Annotated in this window: 14 protein-coding genes and 1 tRNA gene; 9 read left to right on the top strand and 6 right to left on the bottom strand. The window is 65.6% G+C overall.

What is annotated here, in order from left to right; translation table 11 throughout:
- Positions 1-48: 48 nt before the first annotated feature.
- The 4 genes from ACZLIF_RS18260 to ACZLIF_RS18245 all read right to left on the bottom strand — a co-directional run bounded on the left by ACZLIF_RS18260 (position 49) and on the right by ACZLIF_RS18245 (position 4,275).
- Positions 49-1,572, bottom strand: coding sequence for a PH domain-containing protein (locus ACZLIF_RS18260; protein ID WP_128987738.1), 1,524 nt, complete (start codon positions 1,570-1,572; stop codon positions 49-51).
- Complete coding sequence (locus ACZLIF_RS18255) at positions 1,569-2,069, bottom strand: PH domain-containing protein (RefSeq protein WP_128987739.1); 501 nt, start codon at positions 2,067-2,069, stop codon at positions 1,569-1,571. Before ACZLIF_RS18255 ends, ACZLIF_RS18260 begins: the two co-directional genes overlap by 4 nt.
- 74 nt (positions 2,070-2,143) lie before the next feature.
- A complete protein-coding gene (gene ribA / locus ACZLIF_RS18250) occupies positions 2,144-3,280 on the bottom strand; it encodes a GTP cyclohydrolase II RibA (protein WP_065174455.1) in 1,137 nt (378 codons plus the stop codon).
- A gap of 74 nt (positions 3,281-3,354) precedes the next feature.
- On the bottom strand, positions 3,355-4,275 hold the full coding sequence (locus ACZLIF_RS18245) for a lauroyl acyltransferase (protein ID WP_065174456.1): 921 nt from the start codon (positions 4,273-4,275) through the stop codon (positions 3,355-3,357).
- Between the two features lie 62 nt (positions 4,276-4,337).
- Here ACZLIF_RS18245 and dtd point away from each other — a divergent pair, with 62 nt between their 5' ends.
- From dtd to ACZLIF_RS18225, 4 genes are all read left to right on the top strand, one after another.
- Positions 4,338-4,778 carry a D-aminoacyl-tRNA deacylase gene (gene dtd / locus ACZLIF_RS18240; protein WP_053517128.1) on the top strand — a complete coding sequence of 147 codons (441 nt, stop codon included), beginning with the start codon at positions 4,338-4,340 and terminating at the stop codon, positions 4,776-4,778.
- A gap of 92 nt (positions 4,779-4,870) precedes the next feature.
- Positions 4,871-6,724, top strand: a complete 1,854-nt coding sequence (rpoD, locus tag ACZLIF_RS18235) for an RNA polymerase sigma factor RpoD (RefSeq protein WP_053517130.1) — start codon at positions 4,871-4,873, stop codon at positions 6,722-6,724.
- A 425-nt stretch (positions 6,725-7,149) separates the two neighbouring features.
- A complete protein-coding gene (locus ACZLIF_RS18230; protein WP_128987740.1) occupies positions 7,150-7,980 on the top strand; it encodes a HipA domain-containing protein in 831 nt (276 codons plus the stop codon).
- A gap of 65 nt (positions 7,981-8,045) precedes the next feature.
- Positions 8,046-8,121, top strand: a tRNA-Ile gene (locus ACZLIF_RS18225).
- Between the two features lie 5 nt (positions 8,122-8,126).
- Here the strand turns inward: ACZLIF_RS18225 and ACZLIF_RS18220 are convergent.
- Positions 8,127-9,062: a LysR family transcriptional regulator gene (locus ACZLIF_RS18220; RefSeq protein ID WP_128987741.1), complete on the bottom strand. Its 936-nt coding sequence runs from the start codon at positions 9,060-9,062 to the stop codon at positions 8,127-8,129.
- Positions 9,063-9,161: 99 nt separating this feature from the next.
- On the opposite strand from ACZLIF_RS18220, the gene ACZLIF_RS18215 reads away from it, so the two are divergent.
- The 5 genes from ACZLIF_RS18215 to ACZLIF_RS18195 all read left to right on the top strand — a co-directional run bounded on the left by ACZLIF_RS18215 (position 9,162) and on the right by ACZLIF_RS18195 (position 16,317).
- On the top strand, positions 9,162-9,488 hold the full coding sequence (locus tag ACZLIF_RS18215; RefSeq protein WP_128987742.1) for a nuclear transport factor 2 family protein: 327 nt from the start codon (positions 9,162-9,164) through the stop codon (positions 9,486-9,488).
- Positions 9,485-10,267: an SDR family oxidoreductase gene (locus tag ACZLIF_RS18210; RefSeq protein ID WP_128987743.1), complete on the top strand. Its 783-nt coding sequence runs from the start codon at positions 9,485-9,487 to the stop codon at positions 10,265-10,267. The genes ACZLIF_RS18215 and ACZLIF_RS18210 overlap by 4 nt, the downstream gene beginning before the upstream one ends.
- A gap of 244 nt (positions 10,268-10,511) precedes the next feature.
- Positions 10,512-13,739 carry a DUF6531 domain-containing protein gene (locus ACZLIF_RS18205; protein WP_241685919.1) on the top strand — a complete coding sequence of 1,076 codons (3,228 nt, stop codon included), beginning with the start codon at positions 10,512-10,514 and terminating at the stop codon, positions 13,737-13,739.
- A complete protein-coding gene (locus tag ACZLIF_RS18200) occupies positions 13,739-15,943 on the top strand; it encodes an RHS repeat-associated core domain-containing protein (RefSeq protein ID WP_128987744.1) in 2,205 nt (734 codons plus the stop codon). Before ACZLIF_RS18205 ends, ACZLIF_RS18200 begins: the two co-directional genes overlap by 1 nt.
- Positions 15,940-16,317, top strand: a complete 378-nt coding sequence (locus ACZLIF_RS18195; RefSeq protein WP_128987745.1) for a hypothetical protein — start codon at positions 15,940-15,942, stop codon at positions 16,315-16,317. The genes ACZLIF_RS18200 and ACZLIF_RS18195 overlap by 4 nt, the downstream gene beginning before the upstream one ends.
- On the opposite strand, the gene ACZLIF_RS18190 is transcribed toward ACZLIF_RS18195, so the two are convergent.
- On the bottom strand, positions 16,289-16,906 hold the full coding sequence (locus ACZLIF_RS18190) for a hypothetical protein (protein ID WP_111186239.1): 618 nt from the start codon (positions 16,904-16,906) through the stop codon (positions 16,289-16,291). The two genes, ACZLIF_RS18195 and ACZLIF_RS18190, sit on opposite strands and share 29 nt — an antisense overlap.
- Positions 16,907-17,038: the final 132 nt, after the last annotated feature.

Below are 17,038 nucleotides of genomic sequence, written 5' to 3'. Positions count from 1 at the left end.
CTCGGCTCTACAGTAGATCCACGCCAGGCGTGGAAGGGCGGCAACGGGTCACCAGCGCAGCTTGCGGCGCGGCAGCGCGGCGGCCAGCTGCGCCATCAGCGCCCGTGCCTGTGCGTGCGGCAGGTAATGCAGCGCCAGGGCCACATCACCATGCGCGCCTGCGGTGTCCAACTGCAGGCTGGCCGTGCCCAGCAGCCTGTCCAGCGGTGAGCGCTGCAGGCGCAGGCCCTGCAGCTTGTCCAGTTCCGCCCAGCGCCACCAGCGCCTCCACCATCCGCCGCGCACCGCGACGTAGCGATCATCCAGATGCCAGCCCATGCGGCCCATCTGCCGATGGGCGACCCACAGCGCGACCGGCAGCCAGCCCAGCACCAGCAGGCCGGGTGTTCCCCAGCGCCAGTACATCGCGGCGGCCAGCAACGGCACCAGCAGTACGCTGCCCAGGCACAACCGCCACCAGCCGCGCTGCGGCACCGGCTGCCAGTGCGCGGGCGGCCACTGCAGCTGAGGCAGCAGGCGCTGCACCAGATGATCGCAGTCGGCGGCCGGTGCCAGCGGCGCGAGTTCGCGCAGCGCCCGATCTTCCTCGCGGGTGGGGCCGCCGGCAGCGCTGTCGATCTGCAGCTGGCGCCGCCCGAACCAGCGTTGCAGGGTGCCTTCGCGCAGGGTCCAGGCCTGGATGCGCCGGCGCGCCACGCTGCTGCGCGTGCGGCTGAGCAGGCCTGCCGCGACCGTCAGCCGGTGTTCCTGCTCGGTCAGGGTGAAGCCGGCATAGCGCAGCAGGGCCAGCACCACCGACAGCAGGCGCATCAGCAGCCAGCCTGCGACCAGCACCAGCGCGGCCAGGATCAGCAGGCCGGCAAGGCCCTCGTGCAGCTGGCTGGCGTAGCCGAACGCCTCGCGTCCTCCGCTGGAGATCACGCCGTCCAGCGAACGGCGCGGGATCACCTGCAGCAGCGCACCGATGGCGGCGGCGAACAGCACCCAGCCGCGGTTGGACAGCAGGCCCAGGCGTATCACTTCGGCGGTGGACATGCGCAGCAGCACTTCATCGGTCGGGTCGGCGGTGGCAGCCGGTGCGTTGCCAGGCGCCTTTCCGCGCTGCTTCACCAGCTGCTCCAGTGCCAATGCCTGGTCCAACCGCAGCACCCGCATCTCTGCCTCCGGGCGCACGCCGCCGGCCGACTCCAGGCGCAGCTCGGCCACGCCGAACAGCCGGTGCAACGGGTTCTGCCGCACTTCCACGTTGTGGATGCGGGCGAAGGGAATTTCCCGGCGGTTGCGCGCAAGCAGCCCGCTGCGCACGGTGATCGCATCACTGCCGATGCGGTAGCGGTAGCTCAGGTACTGCAGCACCGAGACCACCACCAGCGCGGCGATGGCCAGCAGCGGCATCAGCTGCGCCCACAGCGGGTCGCGGTCGCCGCGCCGGCCGAACACCAGCAGCGCGACCAACGGCAGGAAGTAGTGCCGCAGCTGCATCAGCAGCACGAACAGCCATGACCAGGGGTGCAGGCGCTGTTCGTCGCCGCCGCGTGGCAGCGGGGGCGGCAGGGGCGGTGGCTGGCTCACAGGGCGTCGGCGTCCTGATCGAGCTGGTGGGCCAGGGTGTCGCGCAGGCGTTCGGCGTCGGCATCATCCAGGCCGCTGACAGTCACGGCACTGAGGCGGGTGCCTGCGGTGTGCACGATCAGCGTCGCCAGGCCGGCACGCCGCTCCAGCGGACCACGGCGCAGATCCAGGTGCTGCACGCGCGAGACCGGTACCTGCGTTTCGGTCTGCCACATCAGGTCCCTGCGCAGGCCCAGGCCCTGTGCGTCCAGGCGCCAGCGTGTGCGGGTCAGGCGGCGATGGCCCAGCCACGCGCCGAACAGGGCGCCGACCAGCAGGCCCGACGCTGCACCCCACAGCCCGGCAGGCAGATCGAAGGACCACCACGCGGCCGCCAGCGGTGCGCCTGGCACGAAGAGTCCGCCGAATGCGCCTTCCAGCGCAGCCAGGCGTGCGGCGCGGGCCGGCAGCGGCTGCCAGTCGTTGATGGGCACAGCAGGAAGGGGCAGGTCGGTCACACGGGCTCCGTCGGGCGGCAGGGCAGGCGGGGCGGCCGCAGCCGCACCGCGCAGACGGTAGCAGGTCGGGCGCGCTACTGCGCCGCCTGGATCAGTGCATCGACATCGAGCAGATGGCCGGCACGGTCGGCCTTGGTGCGCAGGTAGTGTTCGTTCTCGGCCGTGATCTCGCCAGTGACCGGAATGCAGTCCAGCACTTCGATGCCGGCATTGCGCAGGCGCTGTGCCTTGGTCGGATTGTTGCTGAGCAGGGCCACGCGGCTGATGCCCAGGCCGCGCAGCATCGCCACGGCGCTGCCATAGCGTCGCTCATCGGCGCCGAAGCCCAGTTGTGCATCGGCGTCGATCGTGTCCAGCCCGTCGTGCTGGTAGCCATAGGCGCGCATCTTTGCAGCGATGCCCGTTCCCCGGCCTTCCTGGTCCAGATACAGCAGCACGCCGCCGCCCAGTTCCTTCAGTTTGCGCAGACCGCGTCGCAGCTGGTCCCCGCAGTCGCACTTGAGCGAACCGAACAGGTCGCCGGTCAGGCACGAGGAGTGCACGCGTACCGGCACCACGGCAGACAGGTCCGGGTCGCCGACGATGATCGCCACCTGGTCGCGTTGTGCAACGCCGCCGCGGAACACCGCGAAGGTGGTCATGCCGACATCGCGCAGCGGTACCGGCGAACGGGCGACCAGCTCATAGTCGTGGGCGGCGTGCGCCGCACCTTCGGCCAGGTCGCACAGGGCGACGTCGGCGGCGCCGTCGAAGGTCGCATCATCCACATCCAGGCGCACCGCGACCATGGCCGGCAGCAGCAGGCCCAGGCGGGCCAGTTCAACCGCGCCGGCATCGAAGGCATCGCCTGCGGTCCAGTGAGCCGGCATCGGCCCGGGCTCGCGCAGGTAGCCCAGCGTCGGCAGGGCGTCGAAGGCGATACCGGCCAGCGGCAGGCGCACACCGTCAGGTGCCTCCACCCCCAGCACGCGGGCGCGGGTCGCCGTCAGGAACAGGTAATGACGCTCGCGCGCTGCGCTGGCAAAGGCGGCAAAGCTGCTGGCGGTGGCGCTGTCCAGCGCGATCACGGCCAGGCGTTGGCCCTGGCCGTCGTGAAGCAGGACCGGGCGACCGGCGCGCAGTTCCGCGACCGCGCGCTCGCAGCGGATCGCGGCCGGGTCGCCGAACAGGGAGGAGGCAGCAGGCATGGCAGGACCGGGGGAGGCGGACATCGCAGTCTCTATGGGGGCGCCGGCGTCGTATTCAACGTGCTGCGGCCGCCGGTCGCAGGGCGGCACGGTGGGACTCAGTGCGGGTGTTCCTCGGTCGCGTAGGGATCATCCTCGCCGCTGCCCGGTGGCCGCAGCGTATAGCGCTTGTAGGTCCACTGATACTGTGCCGGATCGCGGCGGGCGATGCGTTCGATCCCGGCGTTCAGGGCGGTGGCCGCAGTCTGCGGGTCCGGGTCGGCCACTGCGGGGTCGGCCGGCTCGACGTGCAGGGCGAATTCCATGTCCGGCCCAATGCGCTCGCACCAGCCATACAGGACGATGGCGCCGGTGCGTTCGGCCAGGCGGTTGACCAGGGTCATGGTCAGCGCCGGCACACCGAAGAACGGAACGAACACGCCGTCACCGGCCTTCGGCTGCTGGTCCGGCAGGATGCCGGTGGCGCCGCCGTCCTTGAGTACCTTGAACAACTGGCGCACCGCCGGGCCCTCGGCGCGCACCTGCTGCACGTTCTGGCCACCCCGCACCAGCTGCAGGAAAGCGTCGCTGGCTTCATCCTCCGGCGGCTTGTAGACGATGGCGATCTGCCCGCGCGAGGCCAGCCACTGGTTCAGCAGCTCCCAGTTGCCGAAGTGCGGCGCGGCCACGATCACGCCCCTGCCGCTGGCCAGCGCCGCGTCATACAGCGCTTCACCGTGGCGCTGCTTCAGGTGCAGGCGCAGGTTCTCGGCCGGCGGGCGGCTCCACAGGCGCAGGGTCTCGATGGCCTGCAGGGCGGTGGAGCGCAGCAGATCGCGATGCAGGCGCTCGCGCGCAACGGGGTCCAGATCCGGGTAGGCCAGCTCCAGGTTGCGGCGGGTGACGCGACTCTCACGGGCGTTGAGACGGATCCAGGCCCAGGCCAGGGCCTGCGCGACGCCGCGCAGCAGCGGCCAGGGCAGGCGCGTGAACAGGGTGGTGGCGCGATAGGCCAGCCGGGCTTTGCGTTGCGGGTTCATCCACGCAAGTTTAGCCAAGGGCGCTGCTATCGTGGCCGGCCCCCCTGACCGGAAACCCACAGATGCTCGTCCTGATCCAACGCGTCAGCCAGGCCGCCGTCCACGTCGATGGCGAGGCCGTCGGCCAGATCGGCCCTGGCCTGCTGGCCCTGGTGGGGATGGAGCCGGGCGACACCGAGCCGCAGCTGCAGCGCATGGCCGAGCGCCTGCTGGGCTACCGGGTGTTTGCCGATGAAGCCGGGAAGATGAACCGCTCGCTGCGCGATACCGGCGGCGGCCTGCTGCTGGTCAGCCAGTTCACCCTGGCGGCCGACACCCGGTCGGGCATGCGCCCCAGCTTCACCACTGCGGCGCCGCCGGCCGAGGCTGAACGCGGGTTCAATCGATTTGTCGACATCTGCCGTGAAAATCACGCGCCAGGGGTGGAAACGGGCCGCTTTGGTGCCCATATGATCGTCAGCCTGGTCAATGATGGTCCCGTGACCTTCCTTCTCAGGCCCTGAAGCCGCCGGGACCACCGCCCGGCAGGCGGGGCCCCGGGCTGGTATAATGCTACGTTCCCTATTTCCTACCCAGCCGGTGGCGCGAGCACTACATGGCCAACGAACGTCCTGCCCAATCCGAAATCAAGCAACTGATCAGCAAGGGCCTGGAACAGGGCTACCTGACCTACGCCGAAGTCAATGACCATCTGCCGGACGACATGGTCGACCCGGAACAGATCGAAGACATCATCGGCATGATCAACGGCATGGGCATTGATGTCCATGAAGTTGCGCCGGATGTGGAGACTCTCCTCCTCAACGACGGCAACACCGGCAACCGCGAAGTCGACGACACCGCGGCCGAAGAAGCCGCTGCCGCGCTGAGCGCGCTCGACACCGAAGGTGGCCGCACCACCGACCCGGTGCGCATGTACATGCGCGAAATGGGTACTGTCGAGCTGCTGACCCGCGAAGGCGAAATCGCCATCGCCAAGCGCATCGAAGAAGGCCTGGGCCAGGTACAGGCCGCACTGGGCCAGTTCCCGGTGTCGGTCGAATCGCTGCTGTCCGATTACGAAGCCCACAAGGAAGGCAAGAAGCGCCTGGCCGAAGTGATCGTCGGCTTCAACGACCTGACCGACGAAGAGCCGGCTCCGCCGGCGGCCGCCGCCGATGACAGCGACGATGCCGACGCCGAAGCCGACGAGGACGAGGACGATGATGTCGACGGCGCCGATGAGGAAGCCGCACCGACCGGTCCGGACCCGGAGGAAGTCGCCGCGCGCATGCAGGCGCTGAGCGATGCCTTCAATGCCTTCAAGAAGGCCGCCGGCAAGGGCGACAAGAAGAACCTGCCGCGCCTGCGCGAAGAGATGTCGGCCGTGTTCGTCACCCTGAAGCTGCCGCTGCCGCTGACCGACGTGCTGACCAAGCAGCTGCGCGACACCATGGCCGAGATCAAGAGCCATGAGCGCCGCGTGCTGAACCTGGCCACCGTCACCGCGCGCATGCCGCGCAAGGATTTCATCCGCTCCTGGGAAGGCAACCAGACCAACCTGGAGTGGGTGGAAGACGCACTGAAGCGCAAGCAGAAGTGGTCGTCGGCGCTGCGTGAGGTGAAGGACCAGATCATTGCCGAACAGCAGGCCACGATCGACATCGAGAAGCTGACCCAGCTGGACCTGGAAGAGCTGAAGGAAATCAGCCGTGCCATGGCCTACGGTGAAGCCAAGGCGCGCAAGGCCAAGAAGGAGATGGTCGAGGCCAACCTGCGCCTGGTGATCTCGATCGCCAAGAAGTACACCAACCGCGGCCTGCAGTTCCTCGACCTGATCCAGGAAGGCAACATCGGCCTGATGAAGGCCGTGGACAAGTTCGAGTACCGCCGCGGCTACAAGTTCTCCACGTATGCGACCTGGTGGATCCGCCAGGCCATCACCCGCTCGATCGCCGACCAGGCGCGCACCATCCGTATTCCGGTGCACATGATCGAGACGATCAACAAGTTGAACCGCATTTCCCGCCAGATGCTCCAGCAGTACGGCCGCGAGGCCACGCCGGAGGAGCTGGCCAAGGAAATGGACATGCCGGAAGACAAGATCCGCAAGGTGATGAAGATCGCCAAGGAGCCGATCTCGATGGAAACCCCGATCGGCGACGACGAGGATTCCCATCTGGGCGACTTCATCGAGGACACCAATGTGGAGTCCCCGATCGAGAACACCACCAACATCAATCTGTCTGAAACCGTGCGTGACGTGCTGGCCGGCCTCACCCCGAGGGAAGCCAAGGTGCTGCGCATGCGCTTCGGCATCGACATGAACACCGACCACACGCTGGAAGAGGTCGGCAAGCAGTTCGACGTGACCCGCGAGCGCATCCGCCAGATCGAAGCAAAGGCGCTGCGCAAGCTGCGTCACCCGAGCCGCTCGGAACAGCTGCGCAGCTTCCTGGATATCGATTGATTCCAGCGGTTGTGTCGTGAACTGGAAAACCCCGCCTCGGCGGGGTTTTCTTTTTTCGTAAATTAATTCGTAATTTAATTCAGGTGGTGAAACCGCGTGGCCCCATGAAAATCAACGGGTTGCTTTGACCTGTGCCTTGCACATGGCCTCATCATGTGGCGTGAATACGTAAATTAACTCGTAACGATATCGGTGCAGGGCCCGTCCCCGCACTCACATGGTCAACGACCTGCTGGAGCGCCTTCCCCCCGGCAGGTGGTGCCGGCGGGCGATCTTCTGGCGGGCCTTGGGATCACTCGCCCGACCCTGGGACGGCTGGTCGCCGACGCGGGGGGCGCGGTCGTGCGGCTGGGCCGCGCGCAGGTGGTACCGATGTCGGCGATCTGCTGCTGGGCGCGGACGCGGTTGCGTCTGCTCTTGCGACGATGGACACACCGCCGGACCGCGTGCGCAGCGAGGATCGGAAGCAGCGCTATCCCGAATGGGCAACTGCTGCGCTGGAAGGCGAAGACGTCGGCTCCTCGCCCGGCGGCGAACAGCCCAAGTTCACTGCGACGGTCGAGCACGATGGCGGCCGCTATGCCGCGCTGGTGAAGTTCGCCCTGCCCGGCGCGGGGGAGGCTGCCGAGCGGTGGGCAGACCTGTTGGCCTGCGAGCATCTGGCGCTTGAGGTTCTGCGCGAGGCGGGTGTGTCTGCAGCAGAATCGTCGCTCATCCAGACCGACAGCCACACCTTCCTGGAGGTGAAGCGGTTTGATCGCTCGCCGGGCACCTTGGGACGGCGTGGATTCGTGTCGCTGTTGGCCCTGTCCTCCGCGTATGTGGGTGACGTGACCATGGATTGGGGACAGGCGGATGAGCAGTTGCGGGCGCAGCGGTGGATCCATCAGGAGACCGCGACCGCCCTGTCGCGGCTGCACGCCTTTGGGCAGTTGATCGGCAATACCGATATGCATCAGGGCAACGTCGGCTTCCATCTGCTGGATCGGGGGGCGTTGCCGCTTGCCCCTGCCTACGACATGCTGCCGATGTCCCTGGCCCCCTCGCGAACGGGCGTTCTGCGGGCGACAACGCCGCTTCCCCCGGTCGCACCACGGCGCGCAGGCCAGTTGGATCATCTGCAATGGGCGGCTCCGCTCGCGGTAGATTTCTGGGAGCGGGTTGCAGCGTCTGGCCTGCTGCGGTCCAAGGTGCTGCTGGAGGTGGCCGGACAGAATGCAGCGCGGGTCCGGGCCATGGGGAATCGTTTCGGCTGAGGCACGCGTCTGCGGCCGGTCGGTGGCGAGAGAAGGCCTGACTCAACTACACTTTCCCGTTGCACGGGCCTATAGCTCAACGGTTAGAGCAGAGGACTCATAATCCTTTGGTTCCAGGTTCGAATCCTGGTGGGCCCACCACATTCTCAGCGCAACCGCAGCTCCGTCTGCTTCCCTTCATCGAATGGCCCTTGATCCAGAAGACAGTCGATGAAGGCGCCCAGCAGGGCGGGTCGATGCTGCCGGCTCGGGTAGTAGAGGAACAGCCCGGGGCGCGAGATCGACCAGTCCGACAGGACCCGGACCAGCCGCCCCTGGGCCAGGAGTTCGCCTACGCCGTCCTGCTCGAAGTGATAGGCAATGCCGAGCCCACCCAGCGCAGCAGCAATGCCGACGTCAGCGTGATTGGTGATGACAGGGCCATCGACGGCTACATCGAGCCGATGCCCCTGCTTCTCGAACTCCCAGCGATAGTGCCTGCCATCCATCTCGAGTCGCCAGTTGATGCACGCGTGCTCGTGCAGCTCGGCCGGCGAGGTGGGGGTGCCTCGACGTGAGAGGTAGTCGGGCGATGCCACCGCCATCATCTTCATGTCGGGAGTGAGGCGGACGGCCACCATGTCCTTTTCCAGCTGGCCGCCGACGCGGATGCCTGCATCAAAGCGGCCCCGGACGATATCGGCCAGCGCATCGTCGACCACGATGTCGAGCACGACATCAGGATGCGTGCGATGGAAGCGCGCAAGCCGTGGGGCGATGACCGTCCTTGCCGCGATGCCCAGCGTGTTGATGCGCAGCGTGCCGCTCATCCGCCCCGTCGCCTCACCGGCATCCGCCACTGCAGCAGCCATCTCCCGGAACAGCGGGGCGATGCGCCTGTAGAGCAGTTCGCCCGTTGCCGACGGTGCGACGCTGCGCGTGGTGCGATTCAGAAGGCGGGCGCCGATGCGACCTTCGAGCTGGCGGATCGTCTGGCTCAGCGCCGAAGGCGACAGGCCAAGATGCTCTGCGGCTCGCACAAAACTCTGACGCTCCACGACGGCAACAAAGGCTCTGAGTTCAGCAAAGTCGGATCCGCGCATTATGTACTCGTTTCTAAAGAGCCCATCCGGATTCTAGGATATTCAATAAATTAGCCGGGGTGCGCATCCTACGGGCCATCCACCCGAGGAGACAGAAACGTGAGCGCCTTGACCCTTCCCGAGCCCATTGCGGCGTACTTCGCGGCAGAGCAGAACCCGACCGCCTTGACGCAGTGCTTCACGACACACGCGGTGATGAAGGACGACGGACATACCTACGTGGGCATCGACGCCATCAAGGCGTTCATGGCCGAGGCAGCGGCCCGGTACCACGCGACGAGTGTGCCGTTTGCCATCGAGCGGCAGGACGACATCCACAGGGTGCAGGCGGATGTCACCGGTGACTTTCCCGGCAGCCCGACGGTTCTGACGTACCGCTTTCGACTGGAGCGCGGCCGGATCGCATCGCTGGAGATCACGGCATGAACTTCGACCTCCAACTGAAGGACCTGAGGGCAGTGGTCACAGGAGGAACGCTGGGACTGGGGGCTGCCGTTGTGAAAACCCTGACGGAGGCCGGAGCGCGCGTGACGACGTCCGCGCGCACCGTTCCCACCCAGACGCGCGAGGGCGTCACCTACGTCGCTGCCGACCTGTCGACCGCGGAAGGCACGGATCACCTTGCGCAGGCCGTCCTCCGGCAGTGGGGAGGTGTGGACATCGTGATCAATGTGCTCGGAGGCTCGAACACGCCCGGTGGTGGCTTCGCTGCCATTAGCGATGCGCACTGGTTCGCCGAGCTGAACCTGAATCTCATGTCCGCGGTGCGCCTGGACCGTGCACTGCTGCCTGCGATGCTGCACCAGGGGTCGGGCGTGGTGATCCATGTCAGCTCCATCCAGCGCGTGCTGCCGCTGCCGGAGTCCACCACGGCGTACGCTGCGGCAAAGGGCGCTCTCACCACGTACAGCAAGTCGCTTGCCAGAGAGGTGACACCCAAGGGAGTGCGCGTACTGAGCGTTGCGCCGGGCTGGATCGAGACCGAGGCGTCCGTGGCGTTCGCGACGAGGATGGCCGCAGAGGCCGGAACGGATTACGAAGGTGGCAGGAAGATCGTGATGGATTGGCTGGGCGGGATTCCGGTGGGTCGACCTGCCAGGCCACAGGAGGTGGCCGACCTGATCGCTTTCCTGGCCTCCCCGCGCTCCGCGTCGATCGCCGGGACGGAGTATCGGATCGATGGGGGTACGGTCCCCACCGTGTGATGAACGGGCTTGGCGGTCGTATCGGGCGCCAGGCTGCACGCGTCTATGGGCCGCCGTTTCACAAAACTTCCATCTACCTGAATCAGCTGTTAGGCTCCGGGCGGAAGGTCGTCTCATTCAGGTACCAAAGTCCCCGCTGAACAGCCCGCATACAGGAATTGGAGAGAGCATGAAGCTCCGCGTGACAGGCAGGTCCCGTTCCAACGTACTGTTGTTTCTTCCCCTTGTTTCCCTCTGCGCCGGCGTGGCTATCGCGCCTTCGGTGAAAGCGGCGGAAAAGCCCACCGATATCGACACAGTTCAAGTGCGCGCCAAGCGCATACAGAACGAGATCATCCCGTGGCATCTGTTCGACATGGGGGGAGGAGGCGGACGCTGGGACTTCCTCGGCGGTGGTGGTGGCGGTGCAGCCCCCAACCAGACCGCCAAGGAGCAGGAGACCGACGACCGCGAGAAGCAGTGCGATGGAACGACCGGCAATCCGATCGTCCTGTACACCGGCAACAAGGTCGAGCACGAGCTGGACTTCGCAAGTGCCAGTGAGATGGGCTTGTTCCTGCGACGCAGCTACAACCATCACTGGAGTGCGACCGGCCTTTTCGGCAATCACTGGCTGAGCAACTTCGATTACTCGCTGGCGTTCTCTGATGGCCAGAACACTCTCTGGAACCAACGGCCGGACGGTCGCCGGATCAAGTTCCAGCGCGATCCCGCCAGCGGCCACTGGAACGAGGACAAGGCACAGCCCATTGCCTACATCGTCAAGAATGCGGACGGCAGTTTCACGCTTCACAACGATGAGAATGGTGCGGAGAACTACAACGCAGAGGGCTACATCACCCAGCTTCGCAACGAGCAGGGGATCGCCTGGAACTTCGTCTACAGCAACAAGTACCTGCAGACGGTCACGCACTCTTCCGGCCGCCAGGTGAAGTTCACCTGGAGCGGCAGCCAGGTCACGCAGGTGACCGATCCGGCCGGAAACATCTTCCAGTACGCCTATACACCCAACGTGTTCGGGACTGGGCGGGGGCGTCTGGCATCGACCACGCTGCCAGGCGCGCCAGCCACCACCATTACCTATCACTATGAGGACGCGCGGTATCCCGGCGGCTTCACCGGAAAGTCCTTCAATGGTGTGCGCTATTCCACCTTTGCCTACGACGAGAATCGCCGTGCGGTTCTCTCCGAGCATGCCGGTGGCGTCGAACGCCACACCATCAGCTACGTGGTGGAAAGCACGGAACAGGTGCTGCCGCCACCCGCGCCGGCACGGCCGGGTGGCATCTTCGTGGAAGCAGAGCGGGGCTGGTGCGAGGACACGCGCAACGGGATGATGTGCTATCAGCCGCGCTCTTTGCCGGGTGGCAGTGTTCCCATGGCAGGCACGGGCGCCGGCACGGGAATCGGCAGCATCCAGCTGTCCTCGACACCTGAAGGCAAGGCGCGCCCTGTCAAGATCAAAGCGATCGAAACCAATCCACTGGGTCGCAGGACAACCCACGCCTACGAAGATGGTCGCCCGGTGTCGGTGACCGGCGCCGCCTCGCCGCGCTGCGCAGCCAGCTACAAGGAGAGCAGCTACGACGCCAATGGTTATCCTGATCTGGTCCACGATTTCGCCGACAACCTGACCGACTTCGACTACAGCCCCCAGGGCTATCTGCTGAAGCGTGTTGATGCGGTAGGTACAGCCGTGCAGCGGACTACGACCTTTGAATGGGACACGGCACGCAATCGCCGGACCAAGGTGTCGGTCGCCAACGACAAGGAGACCAGCTACACCTACGACGCGCGCGGCAATGTTGCATCGGTGACAGAGAAGAACCTCTCCAGTCATGGTGCCCCGGGGCAGAGCCGTACGACCACGCTGACCTACACGTATCACCCGAATGGGCTGAAGGCCTCCATGAAGGTGGATGGCCCGTTGGCGCAGGATGACGCCACCTCGGTCTATGACGCCAATGGCGATCTGGTCAGCGTGACCAACGCGCTGGGACACAGCATTGCGTTCAGTGGTTACAACGGGTTGGGCCAACCGGCCCGCATCATCCAGGTCAATGGCCAGGTTCGCGAGTACAGCTACGACGCGCGTGGCCGCGTGGTCAGCCAGCGCGACAGCTTCGGCGACAGCTGGGCCACGACGACCTTCGGCTATGACGCGACGGGCAATCTGGCCAGCGCCACCCGGCCCGATGGAGTGATCGAGCGCTACGAGTACGACGCAGCACGGCGCCGCCTGGCGGAGGTGGTTCCCTTGGGTGACGGCACCTACGCATGGACGCGCTACAGCTATGACGCCGCCTCGAACATCACACGCAAGGAGGTGGCACACACCGACTTCCCACTGGGCAGCACGGTTACCGGCGTGATCGACGAACTGACCCACGACGGCAACTGGAACTGGTTCCTGCGTGGCTGGGCCTGCAGTACTGGATCCAACGCCTCCATCGAGGTCCATGGCTACGCGGAAGGTCAGTTCCTGGCCGCTGCGCAGGCCAACCTGGCCAGTGAACCGGGTGTCGCCTCTGCCTGCCAGGCGGGCGGCAGCGCTTACCGCTTCCAGCTGCCGGTGTCGCTGGCCCAGCGACAGCAGCTGGGCGGACGCAAGATCACCCTGTACGGCCTGTCGCCACAGGGCGGCGCCCACAATCGTGCGCTCGCCAATTCGGGCGTGTTCGCGGTACCGCAGGCGACTGTGGTGGGAGACATCGGTGGCGTCACTCATGACGGCAACGGCAACTACGCGGTAGAAGGCTGGGCCTGCTCGGTGGGTGTGGACAGTTCCATCGATGTGCATGCCTACGTCGGCGGTTCCGCCGGCGGCGGCGCATTCGCGATCGCCGGCACTGCCAACCTTCCCACTGATGGCAACGTTGCCAACGCCTGCCAGGCGAGAGGTACGGCTTATTGGTTCAAGCTGCCGCTGGACGCTGCGCTGCGCCAGAACCATGGCGGCAAACCGATCTACATCCACGGCATCTCGCCGGTCGGCCAGGCCAACCTGACCATCAACCGCTCGGGCGCATTCACGGTTCCATCGATTGTGCGCAGTGCCGAATTCATCACCTTCAACTCCAGTTCGTATCACATCTACAACGGCGACCGGGTGACCCTCACAGCGCAGGTGCGCAACACCGGCAATGTCACCTGGGACGGCAACACCTATCTCGCCTGGGGCCATGATTTCCCGACGCAATCACATGGATTGTCGGCACCTGTTCCGCCAGGGGGGATCGCCACTTTCAGCTTCGATATCGCGCCCTATCACGACGGCGTAGGCATCGGCGGCTATTCCTATGTCGCGCAGATGGCTACGAGCGGAACAGCGTGGGGCCCCCGTCCCTACGTCACCATCGTGGTGGAAAACGGGGACTGGCATTGCCCCAATGGTCCAAATGGTCCCAACTGCCAAGAGCCGATGCGGGTCACGCCGCCCATTTGGTTGGACGCTAAGGAAGGAGTCCGCTGATGTCTGTGATCACTCTGACCCTGATGGGATTGAACGCTGTGACGTTCAGCGTCAACTACGACTACGACGAACTGGGACGGCTCATTGGCGAGCGCGGCAATAATGGACAGAACATCCGGTATGCCTACGACGCCGAAGGCCGCCTTGTCCAGATCACGGATTCGCAGAACCGCGTGAGGCAACTCAGCTACGACGCGCTTGGGCAGATGGTGCAGGCAGTGGACCCGGCCAATGGCACCACCCACGTCTCCTACGATCCGGGTGGCCGCGTTGCGCGGGTCAGCGACCCGCGGGGGCTGGTGACGACCTACGAGTACGACGGACTGGGCAACTTGTGGAAGCAGGCCAGCCCGGATACGGGCATTACGTTACATCAGTACGATGCGGTCGGGCTGCGGGTGTCGACCACCCGCAGCGACGGCAGCACCGTGGCGATGGGTTACGACGGACTGGGTCGACTGGCATCGATGCAGAGTGATGGCCAGCGGCAGGACTTCAGCTACGACTGGTGTGCCTGGGGCAAGGGCATGCTGTGCGGCCTCTCCGGCCCCGACACCGCGACCCACTTCGCCTACGTTCCAAGCGGGCAGTTGTGGATCCGGCGGGACTTCATCACTGTTGCCGGCCAGCAGACCGATCACAGCACGGAATTTCTCTACGACGGCATTGGGCGCCCGAACCAGATCACCTATCCCAACGCTGACCGCGTCAACTACGCGTACGGCGCCGGCGGACGACTGGCGTCGATGACCGCAACGATCGACGGCGTTTCGCGTGCGGTCATCGCCCAGGCCAGCTGGAAAGCGACCGGCGCGTCGGGCTGGCTGGCGTACGGCAATGGACTGGCCCGCGGTTACAATCATGATGCCGATGGCCGACTGACCGCGATGTCGGTGTGGGGCCCCAACAGCGCCCGGTTGAGCTACTGGGATTATCAGTACAGCGCGGACGGCGAGATGACTGCAATCATCGATGCCGCAGTGCCCGACCTGACCCAGACGATCGGTTACGACGCGCTCAGCAGGCTGACCCAGTTGAGGCGGTTCGGAATCGACAACCAGCTTTCCTATGATGCCGGTGGCAACCATGACCGCTACCAGGCCGGGAACCAGTTGACGCAGTACACCATCGACCCGGCAAGCAACCGGGTGCTGGGCTACGCCAACCAGGATGGGACACGGCAGTACCAGTATGACGCGCTGGGCAATCGCATCAGCGAGACGGCAGGCAGCCGGGTCAGTACGTATGAATACAACGCGTTCAACCGGATGAGCCGTGCCAACATCGCGGGACAGGTCACCGATTACCTGATCAATGCGCAGGGGCAGCGTGTGGCCAAGGCCAATGCCACCGCTACCAGCCGATACTTCTACAGCGACCAGAACCAGATGCTGGCCGAGCTCAGCAACAACACCTGGACCAACTACCTGTGGTTCAACGGTGAGCTGGTGGGTCTTTCGCGCAATGGCCAGCTCAACTTCGTCCATACCGACCACCTGGGCCGTCCCGATTTCGTCAGCAGCCCGCAGCAGGCGACCGTCTGGAAGGCCTACAACTATGCCTACGGTCGAAGTGTGCAGCAGGATGATATTGGAGGCCTCAACATCGGCTTCCCGGGGCAGTACTACGATGCCGAAAGTGGACTCTGGTACAACGGGTTCCGCGATTACGATGCGTCCATTGCACGCTATGTCCAGAGCGATCCGATCGGCCTGGCAGGCGGCCTCAACACCTACGCCTATGCTGCCGCAAACCCAATCCAACGCACCGATCCGCTGGGGCTTGAGCCTACAGTGGCATCTGTTGTGCTGTGCATCTCAGGCGCCGCCGGAGGCTACATGACGGTGGACGGAATCAAGGCCGCCAAGCAGGATTTCGATGCGATGCAGAAGGCCAGAGCCGAGGCTGCGGAGAAGCAGGCGTGCGAGGATGCCAAGAGCGATACCACGCGTGCCGGTGCGAGCAATCCTGCGCTGGCCAAGGCGGCGGGGGTTGTGGCGGACGCGGCCAGCGCCTTCTCCGACCAGGGGGCGTCGTTCAAGGCAACCATGGCCATGTCGGTGGTATCAGGCGCGATCGGCATCAAGCCGTGTACGGTGATCGGCGCCGCCATAGGCATCTTCGCGGCCGATGGCAGCGCAACCCGGAGAGTGGAGGCAATGACCAAGGCAGCCGGTGACTGGATGAAGGACAACACGCGATGAAACTGCCGGTCCGCTTCTGGGTGCATCTTCTCAGCCACCTGGCGCTCGTCGCGATCCTGGCTGGGCTGCTGGCCGGCTGGGTCGGGACGTTCTTCGAAGCCCTGGCCGGTCATTCCGGTGCAGCAACCGACGGCGCTCGTGTGGGCGACGTGGGCACGGTATTCGGCTTCTGCATGCTGGCCCTGTTGCTGTTGGGGGCGCTGACGGTCACCGGCGAGCTGTTCGGTCTGGCCAGGCCGTACAGCCGCGACGCGCCCTACCGGAATGAGGCGCAGGCGATGTATCGAAAGGTGCTGTTGATCGCGGTGGCGCTGTTGTCCTGGGGAGGCCTTGCATCGGCCGCCCTCATTGGATCGCTGATGCGCTCCGGCTGACCGGCCCGGGCGCTGTCGGCAGCCGCTCGAAGGCAACGACCCGGCGCGAGAGCCATGGCCAGAACATCCGCCTGCGCAACAGCAGGCCGCGCACCTCATCCAGGCTTGCATGGAGCAGGCCGATGCGGTGCGCCAGCTCCTCCAGCGTACTGTCGGGCAGGCGCGCGAAGCCCTCCTGCTCGATATGCCAGTTGTCGGCGTACTCGATCAGCTGCACGCAGCGCATCTCCAGATGGATACGTGCGTGGATCACATCCCAGTCGATCAGCTCGTGCGTTGGAATCTGACGCAGCGAGTTGAGCATGTCCATGCCGCAGGTGCGGTGGTAGCGATACAGCTGCGTGTCGCCGGATCGATCCGTGGCCAGCTTCGCCGCCTGCAGGAACTGGAAGAGGGTGATGCCGCACAGTGTCAGCGAGGTGGTGATGCGGCGCTGGGTCTGCGCGCGGGACATCTGCCAGGGCACATAGATGGCAGCGAAGCCGATCACCACTGCCACCAGCACCTGTGACCAGTCCGCCCATTCGCCGACCGGCAGGCAGGGACGGCCGATGATCCAGGGGCAGAAGGTATCCACCGTGTCGCTCATGCAGGACCTTGCGCGTTGCCGATCTGGAGCACCACGTAATCACAGGCCCGCCGATGCAGGCAAGGCAGGGGCCCGCAACCGGCGCGGTGTCGGGCGCCGGCGCAGATCGCGAAGGCGGGGGAGCGGTGAAAA

The organism is Stenotrophomonas sp. 2201_Sma (assembly GCF_056486685.1).
This window is presented reverse-complemented; position numbering and strand designations above follow the sequence as displayed.